Genomic DNA, 24,440 nt, shown 5'->3' with positions numbered 1-24,440 from the left:
CCTTTATAGTTCTTTGTAATCTATTATTTTCACTTTGCTGCCGAGACCAGATAAATGTATTGAAAAGGAATTATTAAGTTTATCGTGATAGATTATTTCTATTGTATATAAACTCTCATTAATACTTTTCTGAGTTATAGCTCGCCCAAAGATTAACCTTCCTTTATTCTTTTCTAGCTCATATGGAACGTGCTCATTATGAACCATAATATCTCCGTTGATCAATTTTATGCTGTCAAGATACGCAACCTCCCCTTTATTGTTTAAATCAATCTTTAATTCTCCCGACTCCCCAATTGTAGTAGCTCCGTTAAGCCAAAGATCTGGCGCAACTAAAAGGTTAACTTTTCTTACCGACAATTCATATTGTTTAGCAAATAGAATGACCAGCTCAGACAAATGTTCAATTTGCTTTTCTTTACTCTTATCTTTAAAGAAGAGAAAGAGAAAACCACCTAACGTTCCGACTGATCCTAAAGCATTAATAATATTGAATACTAGTGCTAGGTTTTCTTTGTTCATAGTTACAACGGATTTTACTTGTATAATTAATGAACACTTCTTTTAGCAAAGTCTATCACAGTTGAAACTAGTTTTTCAAGAGACTGTGATCTGAGCCCTTTGTCCCACGATGTTTCTAAACATCGTGCAACAGCCAATGGGTTCTTGTTGAGACCCTTTGCGTTACCGTAAAATGCGCAAGCCTGATTCCATTGATCCTGCCATCCATCACCAATCTCTTCTTTTATGGCATTGGTTATGTTTGTGTTCCAACATACCGAGTTTTCTAAAAATAAGTGGTCTTTCGGCCACTCATTATCGGCGTATACCTCTTGTATATTTAATATTCTTTTATTTTCTTTCTTATGTATGTTAACTTCACTAATTCTGCGCTGTTCTTCAGGAATTTGTTCTTTATCTGTATCAGCATCGAATATTACGAATGCAGGTATGTTTAGAAGTTTAGCCATCGTTAAAGGTTTAATTAAATTGCTCTTCCCCTCAACAGGTACTATATGGCATCCGTATTTACGAAACTCATTAAGTTGTCCTGTAAGAATAAGATAAGTTGTAAGGTATGCAATGTCCTCATATCCCTCAACCAGTATTAACACTTTACAAAAGAACATTTCATTCATTACGGGATTTAATGATGGATAAAGCTTCGCAACCATGCCCATCTCTTTATTAAGACTTTCACCAACTTTCTTCAATTCTTCTGCGAGCTGCACATATCCAAGAGATGATATCGCGGTAAAACTTGGATTTCCACTTTCTCTTACTATTCTAATCTTATCAAAGTTCTCACCTGGTATAAATAACGGATTGTGTGTGCAGATCAACAGTTGGGAGTCTTTGCCTGATAATTCTAATAATGTTTCTGCAAGGTATCTTGCTTGAGGAGGATGCTGATAAAGTTCAGGCTCTTCTATTCCCATAATTAATGTTGGTGCAGTGGCATCATCAATTAATGCTAATTCTTGAAGTAAAGCAAGCATATATGATCTTTGAAGTCCATGACCAAACCGTGCAAGTTCTGCTTCGAAACCTCGTTCCCCAATCTTGATGAATGCTAGAGGTTCTTCAATTTTAATTGACTTGTCTTGATCTTCTTTCCATAGCACCCTAGCAGTAATGTTTGGATGGGACCAAGAAGCTAATCTATTTTGTAAAGATGAAGATATATCATTTAATACTGCTTGTTCATTCTCTAGCATTTGTTGATACTCTGCTTTAGCTGCATTACGCATTGCTATTAACCGATCATTAAAATTAACTTTAGATCTCACAGTTCTAGCTAGTAATTGCCCCAGTGCACTTGTTTTAGATTCTTCTCCCTCATCAGAGGCATCCTTTGATGCAGATACAAAAACCCACTGAATATACGGAGCAAGTCTATTACTCCCTTTAGTCACTCCATAAAACTGATCCTCACTAGGTATAAGCACACATGAATCGGGGTGAGCATTTTCATAATCATTTAATGCTTGCGTCATCGCGGCTTTAGTAGCCATTTTCGGCAAATCCGTATAAACATCTTTAAGCTGCAAGTATATGGCTTGTAGATCTGCAACACTTGCTCCAGATTTTGTTGCTTCGAAGAAAACTTTGAATTCCGCCATAGCAAGCCTATTGCCATATTGTTTTATTTCGGCTCTTTGTGTTTGAGGATCATATGTAGCAACTGCAGTTACGATTAGTTTATCGTGACGAACATAATTATTCACCTCTGATTTTGCAGCGTCTGAAAGATTAGCAAATGTAACAGTGATTTTAATCTCCACATCAGTATTTTTATGATGGAAATCGCTATCAATCAGTTTACTCAAATCGGTCTTGCTATCTTTAGATTGCCTAAAAAATATGTTTAGAGCATTAAATACAGTTGATTTACCCGCTCCATTTGGGCCAACGAAACAAGTATAGTCGTCTAAGTTTATTGTTTGATCTTTGAAAGAACGGAAGTTCTCTATTCTTACTGATTCTATCTTCATTATGAGAGTGTTGAGTAGATACTCAAATGTAATGATTTTAAACCAAACTGCCTACCAAAATGCATATTGATCGAAGGTCGTTGCACTATAGTCCGCAGGACGATGCAACGATATGTTTCAAACAATATGCTATTTATTAACTTAACTGTCTAAAAATCATCATCACTATTTAATGGTAACAGCAGTTCCGAATCATTATTAGGTTTCTTCAAAGTAGAAACCGCATTAACACGCTTACTTACCTTAATTCGTTTCATTAGTTCTTGGGGGAACGTATCTAGTACCATCATTTTCGTATTCAGCGGAAGTGACTTGCTTAACCATATCTCTTCTTCAGCTTTAGTTAATATAACTGGCATACGTTCCTTAGTATGAATTTCAGCCACCAATGGATTTGCTTCTGTTGTTAATATACCATAAGTACGAAACTTCTCCTTTGTTTCAGGATCAACCCATTGTGACCATAATCCTGCAAAGCAAAAAAGCTTTCTTTCTTTTAATGTAAACCGGTATGGTTGTTTATCTCCCTTACCTAATTCTTTCCATTCATAGAAACTATCGGCCATTACCAAACAGGTCTTGTGGTTAACAAGGAGTGGTCTCCATAATTTGCTTTCCATTGCTGTTTCACTTTTAATGTTCCAGGTATCTCGAGTCAACTTTAAGCTGTCAGCAAAGTATGGCACAATGCCAAAAGCCATTTGTTGAATAATGTCTGGCTCGTCAGCGGTTATTACCAATCCTTTTTGTGTGATGGCGAGGTTATAGTTAGGTGTCCATTCGCCCTGAATTTGGTGCGCATGCGTTTTTAATATTTCCTTTTCCTCTGCTGTTAATGTATATCTAGCGCACATATATTAATTATTAATATGATATAACAGCTTGATAAGCAGTCCTGTTTTACTTCTTTCTTTTAGTCTTAGGCTTATCTGTTATTTGGTTTAGAGTTGCCGCATCTTCCAATAAATATCGCTTTAGTAAGCTTAATAGTTCTTTCATGTTATTTAACCTTTATAATGTCATTCCAGTTAGTGGTGTAAAAGGGTTTGAGGAACTCACGTTTCATTGACCACTTTTGATTCTTACCCTCGCCAGCCATTCGTAACGTTCCTGCTCCATAATGAAGATTTAGTTGATCCAATACTTTTGATACTTTGTCGTGTTTAACACCTTTAAATTCACTAAAGATGTTCAACTGCACTTCTGTTTCAGGTATTAATCCAGTTGCTGTAACTTCAACCTTTTGAAACATATAACCACGTAAATAAATCTTCTTTAATCCAAATAGCGCGGTCTTCACTAGATCAACTGTATTGTTTATTGGGTGTTCTAAAGGAATTGTAATTGATGGGTATGCCTGTGAAGCTTCTGAACCAAATTTGTTTGTCAGCAACCTAACAGATAGGATACTGGTGCAAAGCTTCTCTCTTCTTAGTTTAACGCCTAATCTTGCTGCATAACTTGAGGTAGCTTCTTTTAATTCATTATAATCTGTAGTGAGCTTACCAAATGCTCGACTAGTGCACATTCCTTTCTTTGGATCGAGTACAGTTTTTAAGGGAATGCAGCTTTCGCCCCAAAGCTCTCGCCACATTCTAACACCGACAATTGTCATATTCGCCTGAACCCAATCAACTGGAAGAGATCGAAACTGTGCCGCTGTCTCAATTCCATCTTTAATGAGCTTATGTGCAAATTGACGGCCAACACCCCAAAGATCTTCAACAGGATAATTAAATAGCGCATCGTTAATTTGATCCTCTGATTCCAGAACCATTACACCATTATGTTTCTTAGATGTTTTGTTTGCAACCTTTGCAAGCACTTTAGTTGGCGCAATGCCCACGCTAATTGGAATACCAGTATTTTTAATTACAGTCTTTCTGATCTGTGTAGCGTATTCTTGAAGGTTATCAAAACCGCTCATATCTAAAAAGCACTCGTCAATACTATAAACCTCAACGTTAGGGGTAAATCTCGCTAGGTTGGTCATTACTCTTGCGCTGATATCTCCATAAAGAGTATAATGGCTGCTAAATACTGCGATACTATGTTTCTTAATTTGATCTTTTATTTTAAAGTATGGAGCCCCCATAGCAATTCCACAAGCTTTAGCTTCGTTACTCCTTGCAATTACACAACCGTCGTTATTACTTAATACAATAACCGGAAAGCCGTTGTGCTTAGGTTCAAATAGTCTATGACAGCTTGCATAGAAATTATTACAATCTGCCAGTGCGAACATTGTTTTGATTGGTATATGGTAAACAAGCCCAAGTTACTGCACCGAAGATGGCAATCTGCTTTCCTGTAACATTTAAACACGCATCCATAGTATCATTAATACATAATAAGGTGTTATGACCTTTGATCACTAACTTTCTTATTAACCATTCTTCATCAACGCAGCAAACAATTAACATCCCAGACGAAACCGTAATTGATTTATCAACTATAATTATACTTCCTTTCATAATACCGAAGTATCTCATTTGGTCATCATCTGCTTCAAAGTAAAAAGTATTAGTTGGATCACTAACAATTCTTTGAGCTATATGTAATCTCCGTTGTTTATAATCCTCCGCAGGAGATATGAATCCGGAAACCTTACCAGGGTTATCCAAAGTATCTAATACATCATTTCTCGGTATATCTAATTCTCTTATCATAATTAACGATTATTACACAATAAATACTAATAATATTAGCAAATATATCAACGTGTTACGCTTGATACAAGTTAAGTTTTAAACATTGAAACAAAGTAGTATATTGGGCAACTAAATTACGCCACATGTCGACCAAACACTGTCCTAATTGTCAAAAGAAGCTTGATGGTTTCATGACAAGCAGATATATTCTATCTGATAAAACCAATGCATTTATCAATACCTTTAACTTTCCTAATAGCGAAGCTTATTGTAACGCAACAGAATGTGGACCAACATTAATTGATAATTATAAACAGCAAATAAACGCTAGCCGAGATACTCTGAATAAAGATATACTTGCTAAACTTGATCTAATCCCGATCGTGACTGCGCATTCGCCATTCAATTGGGAATATGAAGTTATAGACATTGTCAGTGCTCAATCTGTATCAGGTACCGGTTTCTTCTCTGAAATGTCATCATCATGGGCTGATTTCACTGGCGGTCAATCCCACGCGATGATCAACAAACTTTCATCTGGAGAGGATATTTGTAAACAGAAACTTAGATTTAAATGCCTGTCTCTTGGGGGCAATGCAGTTATTGCAGCTGATATTGATTATTCTGAGGTTGGTGGTGTAAAAGGTATGTTAATGGTTTGTATGGCAGGGACTGCAGTTAATCTGAATATGGATGAATTGTTTGAAACCAAGCGTGATGATATTACTGAACTTAAGGAGAAAGTATCAAAATTAACTGAATTGCAATCAATTAGCTTTCCAGAGTTTAATGATTTGAACGTGGAAAGACAATAGTTAGTTTGTGGCAGATACATTTATCTGCGTCTCCCTTTTTAGTTACAATGGTTTAAAATATGTTGTGTGTTGAGCGTGCTTTATTGGAATAATGTTCACACTACGTTGCGATGTGAATAAATTATACTGAACACCTATTTTAATCGGGTTACAGTAATTGTTGCGTTATATCTCCAATTCCTTCTATTCCTCCGTATAATACTTTCTTTATTAATTCTTTCTTTGCAACATCAAATGTGTCATATAACAACTTCATACCCACTTTCTTCATTTTTGCTAATAGTATTGAGAATTGTTTAGCGAACTGCTTTTTGGTCATGCCCTGTATGTTGTCTCGCAATTCTAGTGTATCAGCGACTATTGATATCGTTTCGTCCTTGAAGTCAGTGCTTTTTAAATCGTTTTCCAGTGTTGTCAAAAAGCTATAGAGAAAGTCCAATTGTTCGGGATTAAATCCAATGGGATCGTTTGGGTCATCAACAAATTCAAACTCATGATAGAATTCTTGTTCGTATTGCTGAGTAAGTTCATCCACTTCATCAAGATTTATCGACTCATATGCTTTCAAAACATCATTCCATCTTTCAAATCCAGTAACTAAACCTTTTGCATCAGTAAACTCGTCCTCCACATGCTCACCTCTTTCGTTGATTGGGCTCATTGCAAATAGATATACAACCTCATCTTTATCTTCCTCAATTTTATAGTCAATTACCCTAAAATAATGAGCATCATTCTTACTGCTTTTAAACATAAAAAGGCTGGTGATACTAGGCAAAACATTAAAAAGGTTTCCATTGTCGCGGATTTGTTTGCGAAACGCGCTCATTACTGGCTGTAGGCTTTGTAACACGAGTAATGGATAATCGTGTTTATTTATACTTAAATTTTGATTGAAGGAATTGTACATTGTAAAACTTTTAATTCAATGAAAACTTATCTATAGTCTCCATAATAATCATTATAACTATTAGATATCAGTTCATTTTTATTATCAACGTAGTGTGCTAGTTGCATAGACATTCCGTCGAACATGAATGACATTCTTATGAATGTATCCCTTAAATTAACAAGATTTAGAGAAACAACTTTTTGAGTTTTCAAACCCTCCTTATCAACGGGATATCTGAATGCCATCGACAACGGGTCGAAATCATGTAATTCCTTCATCAGGCGATCCATGTTTATAAAATGTTCTGATGCAACATCTTCCCCCAAGCTTTCATAGCGCATCTTAAACTCCCTCCAAAGATAATCTAGATTATGCCCAGTTGGAAAGTTGTTTTCTTGTTTCAAACAATAATTTAGCGCCTGTATTAATTCTTTTAATCTCAATTCAATATAGTGTCTTATCAAGAAAACAATTGGATATAGCATCTCATCTCGTTCCTTAATACTATTGGAAGCTAATGCCGAATCAATCAATTTTAAGGCTCCAGTCTGGTAGCCGTCTCCATAGCTTCCAAATTCCTGCATCATCTCTTTCGCATAAGCCAAATTTTCTGCCTCTCCTGATTCTTTAAACAGCTTGGATTGGGCTTCAGGGTATCTTATTTCTTCTTTTATTAACATATTGATTGTTAGAATGGTGAATCGTTATCTTGTTTAGCGTTTATGTTGTCCAAATTCTTAGTAGCTAGAGGATCGACCCAAGTTTAATTTAGAATCATTGATAAGAATTTATTTAAATAAACTGCAACTTTTATAGTCAGGCCTATGATATAGGTTTGGATTGAAATCCAAGAATGATATCAATCATTCCTTTTTATTGATGATGTTTATCAATCAGAATCTATATTTCGTTTATCGAACGGTTTAACTAAATATTGTTTTCATTGATTGCTTAGCTCAAATATTAATTCATCTTTTAGGGATATTGCGAGTTATCCACTCCCATGATTTTTTTGGAAGCCACCCTGCACGCTCTTTGCCTAATTCAAAAACAATCAGGTTAATATCATCATCAAGATGGGGTTTCAAGCGATCATTTATTTCAAGTGCAGATTCATCAGTCTTTATTATCCAACTGTTAGCAATATGATGCCACCAATGTTTCGAAGCCTTAATTTCATCATATAAGGACTTGTAGTCATTTAATGAAATCTCTGATATTTCGTATGTTACAATATAAGCTTTCATTTATTCTTGAGAAGTTGGGTTTCCAAATCGGTTAGATGGTTTGATTAGCGCCTGGTCAGAGCCAAAAGGTTCTTTCCCTCTATTCAAGTGTGCATTTCTGTCAAATGTTAAGTTTTCAGGCTTAAACCAGACCAACAATGTTACAACAATAGTCACGAGAACAAATAGTCCACAACCAATATTAATGTAAGTAGGCTTATCCTCAATTTTAACATCTCCGTAGGTCAACACCAGAGTAAGAAATGTTTCAACAATTAGTAAAGCCAGAACAAAGAAACCGAGAGGATTATCAATTCCTTTAATAATTGCACTTCTTGGTGCATCTTTAGGTTTATTTTGAGATCGAGTAGCCATTAATTTATTAATTTATCCCTTGCATTAGTTATAAATCTAACGCTAATATATAAGATTTTCTTAAATGGTAAACTATAGTCTGATAGCAAGTATTATAGCCTAAAGTATTCAACCACCCTTTTACAAAGACCTCCATCCTATCTTTCAAGGATTGCATCTGTTCATAAGCAGCATTAATTACCTCTTTAGGATCTTTAATCTAATCGCTCTAATCTTTTAGAATCGCCACCAGTTATTTTCTTTCTGATTCAAGAAACTCTTCTAGAGTTTGCGAATGTTTGATTTCCAGATTGCAAATTTATGATAAGCTTCTTTGATAGAATGTAAAGATTATGACGGAATGCCTTTTCGATCATTGTTGACAATCCAATCTTTGACATGGCCTATAAATGCCCAGACATCATCAGAATGCGGTTTAAGATAATTGCTCGAACTCGGATCCTCTCCCATTTTTTCAAATACATTAATAAGCCAATTGGAACCGTGACCAGTAGCACCAAGATGTTTTAACCAAGATTCTAGTTCTCCATCACGTACGACAAATGCTCCATACTTATCTAAGCCATCGAAGTAAGAATCTGCTGCTTCCTTATTTGCCTTATCCATTAATGCGATTCCTCCATTTCTTTTCCAGTCACCTAAAGTATTTAAATTGTCAAGTAGAACTTTTCTTTCCACAGTGATTGAGGTATGCTTTGGATCTGGCACATAGGCTCCGTTTAGTAATTTGTTAAATACAGTTCCTCCTTCTTTTAATACATCCAAATCGATTATTCCAGCTGTTGGGATGCCAAGCTCTCTTAGTGGCTTAACAATATCCCAAATTGTCTGTTTATTCTGAGCATTAATAAATAAGCAATTGCTAATACCTCTTGGGTCGTTTTCTGCTAGTAACCTTTCATTGATCTCTTGATAAAATGCTCGATCTGAATCTGATTCAGTTACGACAACCGATTCATAGAATAATCCGCTTAAGACCCCTGTAGATCTTAGCAACGGATGTCGCATCAAATGAAGAATTTTGTCTTTTGGCAATAGGCGAGACGTAGCAATTCCCTTGTTATATGTTAATCGTACTATATTTAGTGGTGATCCAGATTGTATGCATCCCATAAGAAAAGATGAGCTGTGAGTAGAAACTATTAACCTCTTATCTGTACCCCTTAATGAAGTGCTGACTTCCTTACCCAGTTGATTAGCCAATGCTGGGTGGAGGAATGCTTCTGGCTCATCAATTAAGATAAGCTTTGGCTCTCCTGCAAGTATTGTCGTAATAATTCCTGTAAAAGCCCGGACCCCATCACTTGCTTCGCTAATTAAAGATGCTTGTTTATGGAAGTTAATCGCTTCTAGATCTAATCCTTTTTCGGCACGATCATTTATTGGTGAAACATCAGATAGCCTTATTCTAAGTTGACCATTTGAGGTTGGATCGATAACGTAGTATTTGCCGAAAGCATCAAAGATTATTCTCCTTACGTCTTTTCTTAAAGAGTCATTTGTAAACAAGTATGAAAGGTTATTAATTGGGGTTTCAAGAAGATCACCCATAGGCTGAGGATTAATAAGGTTTAACCTGTTATTTCCATCAAGTCTCATGCTGTACAATCTTAAATAATGTAAATAGGTAGCATTTCCAATTGAAGGATTTTGAGCTTCTTTGATCAGTATTGCTTCATTTAAATCAATGTTATTTGACCTTTGCTGCATTAAGACTCTTCCTAGTCTAACATAAGGAGATGAGATAGTTGTTGTTACAACTTTAAGTTTTTCAATATCATTTACTATATCTTCTTCTTTCATACTCATTAATGAGTATGAGTCCAATATCAAATTAGCTGGCGAAGCTTCGAGTTTTTCAATCTCCATCAATACTTTGCTTTTACCGGAATTATTAGGACCAACAAACACAGTTACAGGAGTTAATTCAAATTCCAAAGCAGGCTCGCCTTTTGTTGAACCTGTTTTGAGTTTTATACTTTTTATCATAAGAGTTATTTTAGGGTAAACAAATATATTGAAACAAAGCAATAATGCGTACCGCCATGCGTATTGAGCGACGGTCGTTGCAGTAAAGTCCGCAGGACGATGCAACGTTATGTTTTATGAAATAAAACACGAAGCTTGGCGACATTGTTGAACGTTAAATTCATGTGTTGTAAATCATCAACAATGATGACAAGCTGATGCCAGAGCGATCACGCAGGTACGCTGAACTGAGAAAGCGATTAGATTTATCCAGGATGCAGCGGAATGAATTTATGAATGAAGCAAAACCTAGATAAATATAAGAGAGCTTTCATGAAGCACTCCGCTTGCTCAAAAGGAAAACCATGACAGAGTGCAGCGATGGCGTGTTGTTTTTCGTGAGCTTAGACAGTGCGGAATTCCTTTCTTCCTAATGAAGTTTGCACTGCCTTAGCCGATACACCACAGACTAAAAGTAAACGCAGAAACTTAAAAGAAAGCTGAATGTTGCTTAACCACAAATATTAAGACTAAACCATTCCATATCCCTTGGTAAGCCACCGAGTGAGGGTATGGAATGGATTTAGGATGGTATTTATTTCGCAATGTTAATTAGCACATCTGGAATTACAATCAGGTGCCAGTGATCTGGAGCATTCATGTCTTGCCAAGATTCTAGAATTTGTTTTTCTGTTTTAGTAACAATAGTTGATAAACAGAACACTGCTATGCACAGTCTATTTTCACTATTTCCCGTATATCTTAATATGTCAATATTCAATTCGTCCAATTTAAGTCCAATTTCGTCGTCTTTCCTTATCAATTTATACTCTATTGAAGTGCCGAATTCCTTAATAATAACGTCAGGTTTGTAGTGTTTAAATTCATGAACAAAGTAACCGCGCGAGTATGCTGTTACACCGGTAAAATACCAATTAGCAACATTTCTAATTACCTTATTAATGTCCTCTTCATTTTTAACTTTGGTTTTTGTCTCTTTCAAAATTTGGTTCGTACATCGGAGGAAGGTAGTTAGCTTGTTATCTTTGCTTTCATCGTTTATCCAGAAGAAATCAAAAGGAGCTAAATATTCCTTCCACTCGATCAATAATTTCAAATCCTCGTCTCGATCCCCATATTTTAAAATCACAGATGTAAACTCAATAACTTCTTTATCATCGTTTACTGTCGACTCAAACTTTGTTTTAAAATCTGTTAAATAAACTGGTAATTCTATTATCTCGAAATAAGCACAAAGAATATTATACATTCTTCTCAAATAAATCCTAGACCAGTATTCCGCGAACTCATCTTCATCACCCCTTTCCCAATCTGAAAAACCATAATAGCGTTCATATAGTCTGGATGAAGAACTTCGTACCTGGTTATAGTATAGGTTGTATTGCTTTTCTAAAAAGGTAATTCTTGTAGATTTCTCACTCATAATGACGGTAATTATATGCCAATGATAACAAAAATGAGCCATATTGCTATGGTCCATATTCAATGTCAATAATTCAAACTAGCCTCTATCCAATGTACCCTCCATGTATTCATCATAATTCTGATTAATATAGGTGTAGATCGCGTTTTCTTTCTCATCTTTTAGTATTTGATAGTCAAATCCGGCAACCCATTCAATTAGAGATATTTCTTCGTCTATCAATATGAATGGAATAATATCTTCATTTATATCATTGTACAATCTTAGTGCTTGCTTGATAATATTTAACCGCAAGATAAAGCCCTCCTTGCACCCTATTGGATACCAATACTGTTCATTTATCAGCTTTTCATCTTCAATAATAGGTTTGAATGATTTTAGATGAACAAATACGGCATTTTTAAAATCAAAGGTTCGTTGGAAGTAATTAGTTAACCCAAGATCCGTATTTAACACTTTATATCGTTTCTTCTTATTGAATATTTGTTTGGATATCGTTATGCTCGCTTCATAGTCCTCTTTTGCTTTATAAAGGAAGCTTAATAGTTTTTCTTTGTCGTTCATGATATGGAAGATATTACTTTACGAAACTCATTGCAATCAGAAACAATACCACACTTATTATAATTGAAATTACAAATGATCCTTGATCATAATGCCTTTGTTTGTAGCAGTGGTTAACAAAACTTAATGAAAGCACTGTTAATATTATAAATACAACCTGCATATTAAATGTATTGCCTTAATTTAGGAAAGTTGTAGCCTGTGGATTCAATAACCATCTTTACAAATCCTCCAATAGTTACCATTGCAGAATATACCGTGATTATCTTACTTTCAAATATTAAAGTGGCGTGTGTATCTTGGTGTTTATCACACAAAGATTTAAAGTCGATTATTTTATTCTCAAGATCATGTACCTTGAGCCTTAAAAAGTATGTTAATTCTGTCCCGTGATCATCAAAGTGTTTGGCTATCTCTAGCGTTAGATCATATTGCTTTTCAAATGCATTATTAATGCGTTCTTGAATTTGAATTCTTTCTGTATTCATAAATAAGAGTTATTGTTAACGTGGATTAACTAAAAATATAAAAGTAACAAATACTTAGTTATTGCTAAGTGTAGGGTTGCAAATTAATCTATTCTTTAGTGTGTGGCTAAAGAAGTGGTAAAGTCTAAGATTGAATTGTTTGTAATCAGTAAGGCAAAAGCGTTACGTGAGCAGGCTAATCTTAGCCAATCTGAACTAGCTTTTAAACTTGATGTGTCAAATGGTTTTATCGGGCAGGTAGAAAGCCCAAATTCTCCATCTAAGTATAATTTAGACCACATAGATAAGCTCGCGATTATATTCAACTGCTCTCCTAAAGACTTTCTTCCAGATACCAACATTAATAAATAAACTGTCGGCATAAAGCTATTTTACTGAATTGATATTTCTATACGGGAAACCGTAATCGGAATAATAATTTAAGGGCATTGCTGCCCCTAATATTATGTATCTAATTTCTCCACGGTTCCTATTGATACGTAGTTGTTATCTCCTTCAGCAACCCTGCGGTAGTAAAAGTTATGAAGCTGATCTGCTTCTTGGAAATTCACTCGTAATGCGTATTCAATCCCTCCGGTATTATCATGCGATTGAGTAATCTCATAGGCTTTACGTAAAAACTGATTGGTAAGTCCTGAACCGAAACGCTGCAATGCTTCCTGACCAAGATCTATGAAAATAAATGACCTGCCATCTTTACTGTTTGATAACGTAATATTCCAGAAGTAGTTTAAATGCTCACTGATCATGTTGCTTTTGTATTCATTTTTTACATGGTCAACGGTTGCATAAGTTCTGTATTTCGCTAAATCGAACTTTCGTAATTGTTCTGTTGCTGCATCAACAATTAGGTTGTATGCTTTTTGTACATCTGTGTTTACTAAAACTTGCTGTTCATTTATAACAACAAATTGTGTCTGAGGTAATGCTGCTTTTGCAGTCTTTGTTCTTGCTTGCATCTTAATAGATTTTTAAATGTGAAACTTTGATTAAATGGAAAATGCCTCCGGTTGGAAGCATTCATGTTAAATTGTTATATAATGGAAAAGCATCGCGATTTAATGCGATGCTTTGTGATTTTCTTGATTCCGAAAAATGAGTATTGTTAAGGTAGAATGGCCTCTCAAACCTTTCTAAAGCTGACTAGGTGCTAAACCTGTCGGGTTGGATTAGTAATTTGCGATTCCATTTACCAAGATTGTAATTTCTCATTTTTTGGTTTCAAAGGGTGCGATCTTGGTTACCACTTTGTTTGATTCTTAGAACTGAAATTATAGAGGTAGAAGTGTAAATACTTTTTTATTCTTACCTATCAAGTAGACGGGGGTTTGTAGTGATATACCTGTAATACGCTCTTGACAATCAAATTGAGTGGAGTCTCAAAAAATATAAAAATAAAATTTGATTTAGGATCATGAAGCATTAATCCAGTCCAACGCTGGCCGTGGCATTTTTTATTTAGTTCTCCCCACTTTATATACAATAAGAGTCATTATGAATGAAAATATTCCACTTAGCTAGGTTGCTATGATGCTTGTTTTAAAACAAACCTTTTACTTTCAATTAGATACCCTTGAATTCTTTTACCTGAATCATCATATATTTTACATTCCTTTAAATTAAATAATTCCATATCCTCTAAATCAGTTGCAGTAGCCCTTTTGACCTTTCCTCTTTTATCTAGGTAGTTTAATTCTTCGTAGAGCTCCTGAATCCTATTCTTAATATACTTTCGTGAATATTTAACGTTTATTTCGAATTCATTTGCCAACCTTATAATTAGCCTGTCTTTTGCGTTTGCATTGCTTTTGTTTACTAGTTGTTGTTTCATAGTTTGTTCATTGTAGTTTATTGATTCAATCCATTCTATACCGTAAAGCAAAAGACATTGAAGTAGCGTATTATAATTCTTTTTTAATAGCTCCATAGTGCTGTAAGCCTCGCCATAAGCGTATTGCTTGGGGTTCTGTTTAAATTTCCCGAACTGTTCAATAACATATCGGCAGAGATTGATGCGGTTCTTATTGGTAGGTTGATCTGGAAAATCACAGTAGTATATCTCTGTATTGTATCTGCTCCGTTCCCATTCTGACTTTATACTTTCTTGGTTAGCATATCCGTATTCGCTCCAATGTTTGTAAAGTATCTGATCCAGTTTTAGTTCATGTATATACGCAATCCCATGATTTATGTAGCAATATGGTTTAATTAGGTCTGTTAATCCTAGATCATCTTCTATTCCAATGGCCAATTCATCTGCATGGAAGTGGTTATAGTAATTAATGTGTTTATTTGCTTGGTTGACAATTCTCTTGGCTAGATCCGTAAATGTTGGAATATTGGAACTATCCTTTTGAAGGCTGTTTGTAATGTGGAAGATTTCGTTTGGAATTACATTACGTAGTCGCCCAAGACATTGCACGCCCTTTATTGGTATGCTTAGCATGGAATGTTTTATCCTAGTATCAGTTAAGAATATCATAGTTGCAGTTGGATCATCAATCAAATCCCAGCCCTCAATATAACGGCAGGTGTAAAAGTTGTACTTAGCGTAATCTCCATTAAGCGGCTGCTTTTTAAAATACTTGCCATTCTGCATCATTACACCTCGGTTTCGTTCGTTGTCAGCGCAGTATATATTAACGTCAGATATTTCCAGTTTACTAATTATCTTATTAATCTCAGTAACAGAATTTAGGAAGATATGTACATTGCCTGCAAACGTGTTTTGCTTTATCATCTGCTGAAGTGTATTCTGCGGTTTGTTAGAATGAAGTATCTTTACCGTTCCTCTTTTGTTCGGGTATACAAGCTTATATTTCTGCATTGCCTGAATACGTGAATCTTGATAGTCAAATGGTGTTGCTGAACCCATTGCGTTATTCTTGAATTTAAAAAAGTAGTTGAATGGAGCAAGGATGTTATCCCTAAATGCTTCACTCGCAAAACAGTGTGATTCGTCCAGCAAACAGAACCAATCATTGTAAAGTGTTTCCGCTAATCCTAGTTCGGTTGCTGTATTCATAAGCTTAGGAAAGCTTTCAGGTGTAACAAGTATCTTCTTGATTGGGCACTCACTTGTTATAAATTCAGCGATATTATAATTTTCCTCATCGCAGATGGCTAGAATATTGATTTGTTGATTAGCCTCTAAGCACCATTGTTTCTTACTTATTATAGTTGCAACTTGAGGGTTTACAATTATCGTGCACCTATCAGCTTTTAGCTCGGTGGTGGTCATCCGGTTTCCACATTCGCCCTTATCTATGTTGCCATTTGAAGGCAGTCCGTTTGGGAATGCTATGCTTATCTTGTCGTTTTCTTTTAAATTTATTGTTACTGTTTTATTGTGCATTTTAAGCAATTACCGTTTATCAAATTAGCATCTGAGTTGTATTACTTATCTAGAATAGTTTGGATCATCTGGTTAAGCTTACCATTTTGAGGACACTTACGAGTAACAAAAAGGCCTTATATAAAGGCCTAATATGTTATTAAGTAATTGGTAATTGCTTGTTTGTTAATGTGTTGCAAATATACTGGTATTTGGCGGTTACTGCAACTTTCTGGTATATTTTATTTTAATAGCTGTTGGTGCCCTCTAAAAAGAATTGTCAACATAATATCCTTATTAACGATTTCCTTTGTTAACCTAACTCATATTTTTTAGGTTTGCATCAATGTTTAAAAGCGCAGGATTGTAAATTTTGAACAGTTTATTTAATCAACCCATGATGCAAGATTAACCTATCCAAGGGATATGATACACAATGTAGTGTCCATATACTTCCTCGGAAAGGCTATTTAATATGGGTTTATATAACCAAAATCATCTGACTTACGCTCATAATGTAGTGTCAGTTCCGCAAGTGCAACTTCCAGCATCAAATGGTGCGGAAAGTCAACCGACACCAAATAATGTCAATTTGGATGTTCAAGTTATCAGTAGTCATCTTCGCAATGTTAAACTTACTCCCGTTCAGCGCGAAAGACAACTTTACTTATCTATGCGTTATGGAGAGGATATTAGTACTCAAATTGTACTTTCTATAACAAGCTATGGTCAAAATACATGGTCGAACACGCACGCAAAGATTGTCGCCTTAGATAACATGAATGATATTCAGCGCGAATACCAAGCTAGGATTGCGTCGGCAGTACACGTGGGTGATAAAATTACTGATAAGGAGTTTATTAGGATAATTTCTGAAATTAGGTATCAACTAAACTTACCTGTTTACCTAAATAACATCACAAAGAATTGTGTGAAAGATTTATTAAGCGGTTACATTGCTGAGCCGATTTTATCTAATGAGATAGATGAAAAGACTAATAAACCAATTGTGACAGGATACAGGATATTAGTAAAATTAGCAACTAACTAAGTTCAGGATTTAACCAAGGCTAAAGTATGGCAATAGCATTCTTGATGTAGCGATTAACAGATAGTACCTTAAAATCTTATTACAATTGTAAAAGCAAATTAAGTGTTGTTAATTACTAAATTAGAGAAAAGCTAACTTTACTTTAGCCTTACCTTATAAAATATGAAAGATTACCACAGACAAGACCTTTTATCCCTTGCTTACAATATGGGGGTTGAAATAAGATCGGATGCAGATTTAATTCAGTTTGAATGCGAAATGATATTAAACGGAGATTTAGAGGTTGAAGATAGTACTGACGTTGATCTGAAAAGTATACCAGATAATGGTGATATATCGGAGTCATTAAATAAGATAATTCAGACTAATAATACCGTTGAGGAATACTTAAAACAGATACTGAATACTGTAGCAAACACCGATACAATTTTAAATCCTAAGCCGTCAGCTTATCAAGCTAAGAAAGAATTAATTAGCGCAAAAGCCAAGGCTGATATAAAAAAAGATACTATTACTAATAAGAGAAAATAATCCTTATCTTTGCAAGCTTTAATAAAGGACTCTATGACTAGCCTTTTGTGAGATTTACAACTAAGTTAGTCCCAAATATAGTCCCAAAAGCAAAAGCAAATGGCGTAAGTCATTGATTATTAGAGTTGAAATAACAAACCCATAAATTACTTGTTTTAATGGAACAAACCGTAGAACAAAAGCTAAAGGCTTTATACGAATTACAAAATATCCACACCAAAATTGATAAAATTCGCCAGGTACGTGGTGAGTTGCCAATGGAAGTTGCCGATTTAGAAGATGATGTTTTAGGATTAGAAACTAGAATCTCAAAAATCAAAGGTGAACTTGATGATCTTGAGGATTCGATCGTAAACCGTAAAAATACAATCAAAGATGCTCAGGCAGCAATCAAAAGATATGATACTCAATTAAAAGAAGTTAAAAATAACCGTGAATACGATGCTTTAACTAAAGAAATTGAGATTCAGGGATTAGACATTCAGGTTTCTGAAAAGAAAATTAAAGAGCATGGTTTCGAAATCACTTCTAAAACCGAAATCTATGAAGCTGCTAAAGCTGAATTAGAAGGTAGAAAGAAAGATTTGGATATTAAAAAAGGCGAGTTAGATGTAATTACTGCTGAAACTGAAAAGGAAGAGCAAGATTTACAAAAGAAAGCTGATAAAGCAGAGCCAACTATTGATGAGAGATTATTAATCGCTTATAAACGTTTGCGCAAAAACGCTATTAACGGTTTGGCTGTTGTAACGATCGATCGTGATTCTTGTTCAGGTTGTTTTAACCAGATTCCACCTCAACGTCAATTGGATATTCGTCAGCGTAAAAAAATCATCGTTTGCGAACACTGCGGCCGTATTTTGGTTGATGAGGCTTTAACTCACGAAGTAGCAGAAGCTTAATTTCTTCTCAAAAAAATTTTAAAGAGCGTCTTGATGAAAATCAGGACGTTTTTTGTTTCTACACAAAACAAGAATGATATTTATGGGTTAACTTAAATATTTGTTTTCAATTGAAATTACTTTGCTGTGCAATAATAACAAGACTATCCCAAATGATTAAATTTTTGCGCTTACTTACCCTACTAACTTTACTGGTTTTTCCACTTTCGCTCTTCGCCAATTTCGATTTTAATGCCAATTGCTTAAATGCCTACAAAAGTATATTTGAGCTTAAGCTGGGCAATGCAAGAGCTTATATCTCTACAGAAAAAAAGCAACATCCAAATAATTCCATCATTCTCCTTTTGGAAAACTATGTTGATTATTTTACTATTTTAACATCCGAAAGCAAGGCAGATTTCGATCGTTTGAAAGGAAATAAATCATCAAGGTTGGATCAAATAAGTGATGATGATAAAAACTCTCCGTACTATTTATACGCACAGGCTGAAATCAATTTACAATGGGCTTTAATTCGTGGTCGCTTTGGGGAGTATTTCAACGCCGCCATGGAAATAAAAAAAGCCAATGGATTGCTTCAGGATAATAGCAAAAAATTTCCCAACTTCCACCTGAACATGAAAGGTTTAGGCTTAATTAATGCTGTTCTGGGAAATCTTCCCGATGGTGCACTAAAAAGTACTTTATCAACTTTTGGAATAAAAGGAAATCTTCAAACGGGCTTAAGTATGTTCGAAAAGCTGGCTGATAATTTGCCAAAGTCATCTTATGAACCGTTTTATGAAGAAGTGGTTTTTTACTATGCTTATGTATTAACTGATGTTGCCCATAGCAGTTTGGCCTATTCAAAGACCATGAAATACACGGATCGGATAGCGGATACAAGCCTATTAAAAAGCTATTTACGAAGCTATGTTTGCATCAAGAACGCACACAATGATGAAGCGATTGCCATTCTCGCAAAAAAACCGGAGGGCTCGCTTTACCAACCCTTTCCCTATTTGGATTATTTAGAAGGTTTAGCACACTTAAATAAGCTAGATCTATCTGCAGCTACCTATTTCAATCACTTTTTAAGCAGTAATAAGGGTGTAAATTATATCAAAGATACTTACTTGCATTTAGGCTGGATTGCGTTATTAAAAGGTGATAAAAATGGTTACTCCGGGTTTGCGGCTAAAGCCATTAACAACGGTTACGCCTATAATGAGAAAGATAAGCAAGCAAAAAATGAAGCGTCATCTCCACAACCATCCATTGATTTGTTAAAAGCAAGGTTGTTATTTGATGGCGGCTATTTAACTAAGGCATTACAACTTTTAGGCGACAAAAAAACTGCGGATTTTTCTTCGGATAAGGATAAAACAGAATTTAACTACCGTTTGGGCAGAATTTATGATGATTTAGGAAAAGACGAAGATGCCTTAAATGCTTATCAGGCCACAATCAACCTGGGTAAAAATTCAAAATATTATTTTGCTGCAAATGCTGCTTTACAAATGGGCAAAGTTTATGAAAAGCGTAAGAACTTTGCAAAAGCAAAAGAGGCTTTCAATAATGCTATTTCCATGAAAAATCATGAATATGAAAGCAGTATTGAAAGCCAGGCTAAAGCGGGTTTGAAAAGGCTTAATTAGAAACGGTAAACAAAGGCGTTGATGTGCATTCCAGCGCCAACCGAAGCAAAAATGGCTACATCACCAGGCTTCACTTTGTAATCTTTAACTTGTTCTTTCAATACCAGATCTAATAAAGTTGGTACTGTTGCAACCGAACTATTACCCAGCCAGGAGATCGTCATCGGTACCAGGTTTTCTGGAACTGTATCTTTACCGTAAAGTTTAAATAATCTCTTCATAATGGCCGTATCCATTTTACCATTAGCCTGGTGAACAAATACGATATTAACGTCTTCTACACTTAGTTCGGCCTTATCGAGTGCTTTTTTAATTACCTGAGGTACTTGTACCACTGCAAACTCATAGAGCTTACGGCCATTCATTTTAAGATAATAGTTGCCATTGGTTTCTTCAGGGTGTGAACCTTTACCCATAATGAGTAAATTCCCATAATTTACCGCGTGGGTTTCAGTTTTGTGGGCTAAAATCCCTTTCTGCTCCGAGTCTCCTTCTTTTGCCTCATAAATTACTGCTCCTGCTCCATCAGAAAATATCATGCTATCGCGGTCATGCGGATCAATAATTCGGCTTAAGGTTTCGGCTCCAATCACCATCACCCTTTTAGCGTCGCCACTCTTAATGTAGTAATCTGCCTGGATTGAACCCTGAACCCAACCTGGGCAACCAAAGATGATATCATAAGCCACACAATCGGGATTTAAAATGCCCAACTGTTGCTTAACTTTTGCTGCCAGTGAAGGTAAAACATCTGTACGATTACTTCCGAAGGGGATGTCTCCAAAATTATGACAGAAGATGATATAATCTAATGTTTCTTTATCAATACCAGCATCTTCGATTGCTTTTTCAGCTGCTTTAGCGCCAATATGATTATTCAATTGGACCGGACAAGCATATCGTCGTTCTACAATTTCGGTAATTTCAGAAAACTTGTGTATAATTTCGGAATTCTCCTTTTCTAGTCGATTCCCATTCTCAAAAAAAGTTGAATTTAGGAATTCGTTACCAGATATAATATTTTCAGGAATATAACTTCCAGTGCCGGCGATAACCGTATTTATTACTTTGCTCATAATTATAATACCGCATACTAAAACGGTATGTAGTATAAAAATATGGTTAATAAATAAGAAATAGAAATTTTTTAACTAAAATCGTCAATCAGGAAAACAAAAAGTTCCTTTGGACCGTGTGCACCTAAAACCAATGTTTTCTCAATATCAGCCGTCCTGCTTGGTCCGGTAATGTTGCTGATCATCGATGGAATTTGATTTCCGTATTTGTTTTTAAGGAGCAGGAAGGCATCTTTCAAATCTAAAACCAGCTGACTCGTTCTGGCAATTACAATGTGATGGTGCGGGAAAATGCTTAGCCTTCTGCCGGCTGCACTTTGATTGGTAACCATTACGCTGCCGTTTCTGGCAACCAATGCCTCGCACAAGGTGATGCCTACTTCAGCTTGTTCAAAATCTTTATCTGTCTGGTAAAAAGGAAATTCATATTTAGCCAAAAACTCTTGAAGCTCAGGTTCCCAGCAATAAATTTTGCGCCATTTAAACTTATCTGCCAATTGAAGCATATTTTCAAAAAAATCGATGCCATCTTCACAAAAGATAAAATTTCCGGAAATAGCAGTCAACTGCTCGGCAAATAGTACCTCAAGTTCTTGGGTGTTTTTTTTGTAAAGAGGACTTTCCTCCGCATTAGGATAGGGATTTTCACGCTTCTCCAAAAGCGCTTTCCTTATCTTTTTTAGTATCTGTTCTTTTGCGGTGGTATTATCCTTCATTTTTTTGTACTTGCTTTTGTTAAGATACGAAACAAGTTGAATGTCGTATTTGATTTGTTAATCAATGTATCTAAACAAATGAAACCCTGAACTTTTAAGGTTCAAGGTTTCAAACATATGTATAATTGTCTTTATATGCAATTCAGCATATCTACTTACTCTTTCTCCGAAGCGGGATTTAAGCCAGATACTTCTTTATTGATATCCGTATCGCTAACGCCATCGTGGATCAATCCTTCTGCTGCCGGAGTTTGATCTCCTGTTCCATTCACGAATTCATCGTATGTGGTTCTGGTATCAAAAGGACGTTTACCTAAAATTTCCTCCAAATCTGCCTGGAATAAGATTTCTTTTTCCAATAATTTTTGAGCTAATTTTTCTAAACCATCCTGTTTATCCAACAACAATTGTTTGGTTTTGATATACACATCGCCAATCAGTTTACGAACTTCAACATCGATTAATTCAGATGTTTTTTCAGAATAAGGTTTGTTAAAATTGTATTCGTTCTGCGGATCGTGAAACGAAACATTACCTACCGCTTCGTTCATACCATAAATACTCACCATGGCATAAGAAAGTTTGGTAATTCGCTCCAAATCGTTTTGGGCGCCGGTCGAAATTTTACCGAAAGTAATGTCTTCGGCAACACGTCCGCCCATTGTCATACACATTCCGTCGATTAATTGCTCGGTTGTATATAAAAACTGTTCTTTTGGTAGGTATTGAGCATAACCCAATGCTGCAACTCCACGCGGAACAATAGAAACTTTAACCAATGGATCTGCGTGTTCCAGGAACCAACCTGCAATAGCGTGACCAGCCTCATGATAAGCAACGATTCGTTTTTCTTCTGGCGAAATGATTTTGTTTTTTTTCTCTAAACCACCAATTACACGGTCAATTGCATCTTGGAAATCTTGCATATCAACCTGCTCTTTGTTTCTACGTGCCGCGATTAATGCAGCTTCGTTACAAACATTGGCAATTTCTGCACCCGCAAAACCTGGGGTTTGAGCTGATAGTTTTTTCGCATCAACTTCCTGCGCTGTTTTAATAGGCTTCAAGTGAACATTAAAAATATGCTCACGTCCTACTAAATCTGGTTTATCAATAGAAATTTGTCTATCGAAACGACCTGGACGCAATAAAGCGGAGTCCAATACATCAGGACGGTTTGTTGCCGCTAAAATGATAATACCTGAGTCCGTTCCGAAACCATCCATCTCCACCAATAATTGGTTTAATGTGTTTTCACGCTCATCGTTTCCACCCATTACGCTATTTTTTCCACGAGCACGGCCAATTGCATCCACCTCATCAATAAAGATGATACATGGCGCTTTGTCTTTTGCCTGCTTAAACAAGTCCCTCACACGTGATGCACCTACCCCTACAAACATCTCCACGAAATCAGAACCTGATAAAGAGAAGAATGGAACCTGTGCTTCACCGGCAACAGCCTTAGCCAACAAAGTTTTACCAGTACCTGGTGAACCAACAAGCAATGCACCTTTTGGAATTTTACCTCCCAGGTTGGTATATTTTTTAGGGTTTTTAAGGAAATCTACAATCTCCATTACCTCTTGTTTTGCTTCTTCTAAGCCTGCAACATCATTAAACGTGATGTTAACCTGACTTTCTTTATCAAAAAGTGTTGCTTTTGATTTACCGATGCTGAAAATCTGACCGCCACCGGCACCGCCGCCGCCCATTCTACGCATCATAAAAATCCAGAAGCCGATTAATAAAAGCAATGGCAAACCAATGTTCACTAACAAACCTAAGAATGGATTACTACGGCTATCTTTTTCAGCCAAAATTCTGGGTTGATCAGCAGGAAGGTTTTTTTGCGACTCTGCCAACTGCTTATCCAAGCCATCCATTGTACCGGCATTGAAGTATACAATCGGGCCATTATTGGCAGTAGAAAACTTACTTGTACTCTTATATTTCTCGTATTGTGGTTTATCTAAAGCAGATTTTTTAATATAAACCTCCACTTTAACTAAATCTTCGCTTTTATAAGCGACCAATTTTTCAACGTCTCCAGTCAAAAGCATTTTGCTTTCGAATTCTGGATAATCAACTTTCTTACCACCATCTCCAGAAAATAAGACCTGAGCAGCTATGATGGCAACAATAATTGCAGCATAAACCCAAAAAATATTAAACTTTGGTCCCTTCTGTGGCTTTTTCGGGATATTTGGAATTCTTTTTCCCAGTTTTTTGTTTTCGTTTGTATTTTGATTATCGTTCATTTTTCTTTTTCAAA

The 24,440-nt window shown here is 35.7% G+C and carries 24 protein-coding genes; 6 read left to right on the top strand and 18 right to left on the bottom strand.

Annotated elements, in window-relative coordinates; genetic code table 11:
* Positions 1-3 precede the first annotated feature (3 nt).
* From AC3ITD_RS18870 to AC3ITD_RS18850, 5 genes are all read right to left on the bottom strand, one after another.
* A complete protein-coding gene (locus tag AC3ITD_RS18870; RefSeq protein ID WP_489362094.1) occupies positions 4-522 on the bottom strand; it encodes a hypothetical protein in 519 nt (172 codons plus the stop codon).
* A gap of 26 nt (positions 523-548) precedes the next feature.
* Positions 549-2,495 carry an ATP-dependent nuclease gene (locus AC3ITD_RS18865; protein WP_489362092.1) on the bottom strand — a complete coding sequence of 649 codons (1,947 nt, stop codon included), beginning with the start codon at positions 2,493-2,495 and terminating at the stop codon, positions 549-551.
* A gap of 149 nt (positions 2,496-2,644) precedes the next feature.
* On the bottom strand, positions 2,645-3,349 hold the full coding sequence (locus tag AC3ITD_RS18860) for an SOS response-associated peptidase (RefSeq protein WP_489362090.1): 705 nt from the start codon (positions 3,347-3,349) through the stop codon (positions 2,645-2,647).
* A gap of 146 nt (positions 3,350-3,495) precedes the next feature.
* On the bottom strand, positions 3,496-4,740 hold the full coding sequence (locus tag AC3ITD_RS18855) for a Y-family DNA polymerase (protein ID WP_489362088.1): 1,245 nt from the start codon (positions 4,738-4,740) through the stop codon (positions 3,496-3,498).
* Positions 4,718-5,164, bottom strand: coding sequence for a LexA family protein (locus tag AC3ITD_RS18850; protein WP_489362086.1), 447 nt, complete (start codon positions 5,162-5,164; stop codon positions 4,718-4,720). Before AC3ITD_RS18850 ends, AC3ITD_RS18855 begins: the two co-directional genes overlap by 23 nt.
* A gap of 125 nt (positions 5,165-5,289) precedes the next feature.
* Here AC3ITD_RS18850 and AC3ITD_RS18845 point away from each other — a divergent pair, with 125 nt between their 5' ends.
* Positions 5,290-5,961 carry a heavy metal-binding domain-containing protein gene (locus AC3ITD_RS18845; RefSeq protein ID WP_489362084.1) on the top strand — a complete coding sequence of 224 codons (672 nt, stop codon included), beginning with the start codon at positions 5,290-5,292 and terminating at the stop codon, positions 5,959-5,961.
* Positions 5,962-6,109: 148 nt separating this feature from the next.
* Here the strand turns inward: AC3ITD_RS18845 and AC3ITD_RS18840 are convergent, their stop codons facing one another.
* The 8 genes from AC3ITD_RS18840 to AC3ITD_RS18805 all read right to left on the bottom strand — a co-directional run bounded on the left by AC3ITD_RS18840 (position 6,110) and on the right by AC3ITD_RS18805 (position 12,918).
* The gene (locus AC3ITD_RS18840; RefSeq protein ID WP_489362082.1) at positions 6,110-6,871 is read right to left on the bottom strand and encodes a hypothetical protein; all 762 of its coding nucleotides are present in this window, start codon (positions 6,869-6,871) and stop codon (positions 6,110-6,112) included.
* A gap of 26 nt (positions 6,872-6,897) precedes the next feature.
* Entirely contained in the window at positions 6,898-7,533 is a 636-nt protein-coding gene (locus AC3ITD_RS18835; protein WP_489362080.1) for a hypothetical protein, read from the bottom strand.
* 288 nt (positions 7,534-7,821) lie between these two features.
* Positions 7,822-8,100, bottom strand: coding sequence for a hypothetical protein (locus tag AC3ITD_RS18830; RefSeq protein WP_489362078.1), 279 nt, complete (start codon positions 8,098-8,100; stop codon positions 7,822-7,824).
* Positions 8,101-8,454 carry a hypothetical protein gene (locus AC3ITD_RS18825; protein WP_489362076.1) on the bottom strand — a complete coding sequence of 118 codons (354 nt, stop codon included), beginning with the start codon at positions 8,452-8,454 and terminating at the stop codon, positions 8,101-8,103.
* Positions 8,455-8,784: 330 nt separating this feature from the next.
* Positions 8,785-10,443, bottom strand: coding sequence for an ATP-dependent nuclease (locus AC3ITD_RS18820; protein WP_489362074.1), 1,659 nt, complete (start codon positions 10,441-10,443; stop codon positions 8,785-8,787).
* Between the two features lie 574 nt (positions 10,444-11,017).
* Positions 11,018-11,866, bottom strand: coding sequence for a hypothetical protein (locus tag AC3ITD_RS18815; protein WP_489362072.1), 849 nt, complete (start codon positions 11,864-11,866; stop codon positions 11,018-11,020).
* A gap of 78 nt (positions 11,867-11,944) precedes the next feature.
* The gene (locus AC3ITD_RS18810; protein WP_489362070.1) at positions 11,945-12,430 is read right to left on the bottom strand and encodes a hypothetical protein; all 486 of its coding nucleotides are present in this window, start codon (positions 12,428-12,430) and stop codon (positions 11,945-11,947) included.
* 164 nt (positions 12,431-12,594) lie between these two features.
* Positions 12,595-12,918, bottom strand: coding sequence for a hypothetical protein (locus tag AC3ITD_RS18805; RefSeq protein WP_489362068.1), 324 nt, complete (start codon positions 12,916-12,918; stop codon positions 12,595-12,597).
* A gap of 102 nt (positions 12,919-13,020) precedes the next feature.
* Between AC3ITD_RS18805 and AC3ITD_RS18800 the strand changes: the two genes are divergently transcribed.
* Complete coding sequence (locus AC3ITD_RS18800; RefSeq protein ID WP_489362066.1) at positions 13,021-13,269, top strand: helix-turn-helix domain-containing protein; 249 nt, start codon at positions 13,021-13,023, stop codon at positions 13,267-13,269.
* Positions 13,270-13,361: 92 nt separating this feature from the next.
* On the opposite strand, the gene AC3ITD_RS18795 is transcribed toward AC3ITD_RS18800, so the two are convergent.
* Positions 13,362-13,877 carry a hypothetical protein gene (locus AC3ITD_RS18795; RefSeq protein ID WP_489362064.1) on the bottom strand — a complete coding sequence of 172 codons (516 nt, stop codon included), beginning with the start codon at positions 13,875-13,877 and terminating at the stop codon, positions 13,362-13,364.
* A 566-nt stretch (positions 13,878-14,443) separates the two neighbouring features.
* Positions 14,444-16,273, bottom strand: a complete 1,830-nt coding sequence (locus tag AC3ITD_RS18790; protein ID WP_489362062.1) for a hypothetical protein — start codon at positions 16,271-16,273, stop codon at positions 14,444-14,446.
* Between the two features lie 454 nt (positions 16,274-16,727).
* Here AC3ITD_RS18790 and AC3ITD_RS18785 point away from each other — a divergent pair, with 454 nt between their 5' ends.
* The 4 genes from AC3ITD_RS18785 to AC3ITD_RS18770 all read left to right on the top strand — a co-directional run bounded on the left by AC3ITD_RS18785 (position 16,728) and on the right by AC3ITD_RS18770 (position 20,373).
* Positions 16,728-17,303, top strand: coding sequence for a hypothetical protein (locus tag AC3ITD_RS18785; protein WP_489362060.1), 576 nt, complete (start codon positions 16,728-16,730; stop codon positions 17,301-17,303).
* Positions 17,304-17,465: 162 nt separating this feature from the next.
* Positions 17,466-17,834, top strand: a complete 369-nt coding sequence (locus tag AC3ITD_RS18780; RefSeq protein WP_489362058.1) for a hypothetical protein — start codon at positions 17,466-17,468, stop codon at positions 17,832-17,834.
* A 158-nt stretch (positions 17,835-17,992) separates the two neighbouring features.
* The gene (locus AC3ITD_RS18775) at positions 17,993-18,736 is read left to right on the top strand and encodes a zinc ribbon domain-containing protein (RefSeq protein ID WP_056850571.1); all 744 of its coding nucleotides are present in this window, start codon (positions 17,993-17,995) and stop codon (positions 18,734-18,736) included.
* A 152-nt stretch (positions 18,737-18,888) separates the two neighbouring features.
* A complete protein-coding gene (locus tag AC3ITD_RS18770; RefSeq protein WP_489362056.1) occupies positions 18,889-20,373 on the top strand; it encodes a tetratricopeptide repeat protein in 1,485 nt (494 codons plus the stop codon).
* Here the strand turns inward: AC3ITD_RS18770 and AC3ITD_RS18765 are convergent.
* The 3 genes from AC3ITD_RS18765 to ftsH form a co-directional block, all read right to left on the bottom strand.
* On the bottom strand, positions 20,370-21,449 hold the full coding sequence (locus AC3ITD_RS18765; protein ID WP_489362054.1) for a 3-oxoacyl-ACP synthase III family protein: 1,080 nt from the start codon (positions 21,447-21,449) through the stop codon (positions 20,370-20,372). The genes AC3ITD_RS18770 and AC3ITD_RS18765 overlap by 4 nt on opposite strands.
* 71 nt (positions 21,450-21,520) lie before the next feature.
* Positions 21,521-22,165 carry a LutC/YkgG family protein gene (locus AC3ITD_RS18760; protein WP_265797173.1) on the bottom strand — a complete coding sequence of 215 codons (645 nt, stop codon included), beginning with the start codon at positions 22,163-22,165 and terminating at the stop codon, positions 21,521-21,523.
* A 155-nt stretch (positions 22,166-22,320) separates the two neighbouring features.
* The gene (gene ftsH / locus AC3ITD_RS18755; RefSeq protein WP_489362052.1) at positions 22,321-24,426 is read right to left on the bottom strand and encodes an ATP-dependent zinc metalloprotease FtsH; all 2,106 of its coding nucleotides are present in this window, start codon (positions 24,424-24,426) and stop codon (positions 22,321-22,323) included.
* Positions 24,427-24,440: the final 14 nt, after the last annotated feature.

It is taken from the genome of Pedobacter sp. KH_004 (genome assembly GCF_057840755.1).
The sequence above is the reverse complement of the archived record's forward strand: the minus strand, read 5'-3'. Positions and strand labels throughout refer to the sequence as shown.

What these genes read in the sequence shown, in the direction of transcription:
- AC3ITD_RS18870 (WP_489362094.1), bottom strand. Translation starts at nt 522, where the DNA reads ATGAACAAAGAAAACCTAGCACTAGTATTCAATATTATTAATGCTTTA.
- AC3ITD_RS18865 (WP_489362092.1), bottom strand. Translation starts at nt 2,495, where the DNA reads ATGAAGATAGAATCAGTAAGAATAGAGAACTTCCGTTCTTTCAAAGAT.
- AC3ITD_RS18860 (WP_489362090.1), bottom strand. Translation starts at nt 3,349, where the DNA reads ATGTGCGCTAGATATACATTAACAGCAGAGGAAAAGGAAATATTAAAA.
- AC3ITD_RS18855 (WP_489362088.1), bottom strand. Translation starts at nt 4,740, where the DNA reads ATGTTCGCACTGGCAGATTGTAATAATTTCTATGCAAGCTGTCATAGA.
- AC3ITD_RS18850 (WP_489362086.1), bottom strand. Translation starts at nt 5,164, where the DNA reads ATGATAAGAGAATTAGATATACCGAGAAATGATGTATTAGATACTTTG.
- AC3ITD_RS18845 (WP_489362084.1), top strand. Translation starts at nt 5,290, where the DNA reads ATGTCGACCAAACACTGTCCTAATTGTCAAAAGAAGCTTGATGGTTTC.
- AC3ITD_RS18840 (WP_489362082.1), bottom strand. Translation starts at nt 6,871, where the DNA reads ATGTACAATTCCTTCAATCAAAATTTAAGTATAAATAAACACGATTAT.
- AC3ITD_RS18835 (WP_489362080.1), bottom strand. Translation starts at nt 7,533, where the DNA reads ATGTTAATAAAAGAAGAAATAAGATACCCTGAAGCCCAATCCAAGCTG.
- AC3ITD_RS18830 (WP_489362078.1), bottom strand. Translation starts at nt 8,100, where the DNA reads ATGAAAGCTTATATTGTAACATACGAAATATCAGAGATTTCATTAAAT.
- AC3ITD_RS18825 (WP_489362076.1), bottom strand. Translation starts at nt 8,454, where the DNA reads ATGGCTACTCGATCTCAAAATAAACCTAAAGATGCACCAAGAAGTGCA.
- AC3ITD_RS18820 (WP_489362074.1), bottom strand. Translation starts at nt 10,443, where the DNA reads ATGATAAAAAGTATAAAACTCAAAACAGGTTCAACAAAAGGCGAGCCT.
- AC3ITD_RS18815 (WP_489362072.1), bottom strand. Translation starts at nt 11,866, where the DNA reads ATGAGTGAGAAATCTACAAGAATTACCTTTTTAGAAAAGCAATACAAC.
- AC3ITD_RS18810 (WP_489362070.1), bottom strand. Translation starts at nt 12,430, where the DNA reads ATGAACGACAAAGAAAAACTATTAAGCTTCCTTTATAAAGCAAAAGAG.
- AC3ITD_RS18805 (WP_489362068.1), bottom strand. Translation starts at nt 12,918, where the DNA reads ATGAATACAGAAAGAATTCAAATTCAAGAACGCATTAATAATGCATTT.
- AC3ITD_RS18795 (WP_489362064.1), bottom strand. Translation starts at nt 13,877, where the DNA reads ATGCAAGCAAGAACAAAGACTGCAAAAGCAGCATTACCTCAGACACAA.
- AC3ITD_RS18790 (WP_489362062.1), bottom strand. Translation starts at nt 16,273, where the DNA reads ATGCACAATAAAACAGTAACAATAAATTTAAAAGAAAACGACAAGATA.
- AC3ITD_RS18785 (WP_489362060.1), top strand. Translation starts at nt 16,728, where the DNA reads ATGGGTTTATATAACCAAAATCATCTGACTTACGCTCATAATGTAGTG.
- AC3ITD_RS18780 (WP_489362058.1), top strand. Translation starts at nt 17,466, where the DNA reads ATGAAAGATTACCACAGACAAGACCTTTTATCCCTTGCTTACAATATG.
- AC3ITD_RS18775 (WP_056850571.1), top strand. Translation starts at nt 17,993, where the DNA reads ATGGAACAAACCGTAGAACAAAAGCTAAAGGCTTTATACGAATTACAA.
- AC3ITD_RS18770 (WP_489362056.1), top strand. Translation starts at nt 18,889, where the DNA reads ATGATTAAATTTTTGCGCTTACTTACCCTACTAACTTTACTGGTTTTT.
- AC3ITD_RS18765 (WP_489362054.1), bottom strand. Translation starts at nt 21,449, where the DNA reads ATGAGCAAAGTAATAAATACGGTTATCGCCGGCACTGGAAGTTATATT.
- AC3ITD_RS18760 (WP_265797173.1), bottom strand. Translation starts at nt 22,165, where the DNA reads ATGAAGGATAATACCACCGCAAAAGAACAGATACTAAAAAAGATAAGG.
- ftsH (WP_489362052.1), bottom strand. Translation starts at nt 24,426, where the DNA reads ATGAACGATAATCAAAATACAAACGAAAACAAAAAACTGGGAAAAAGA.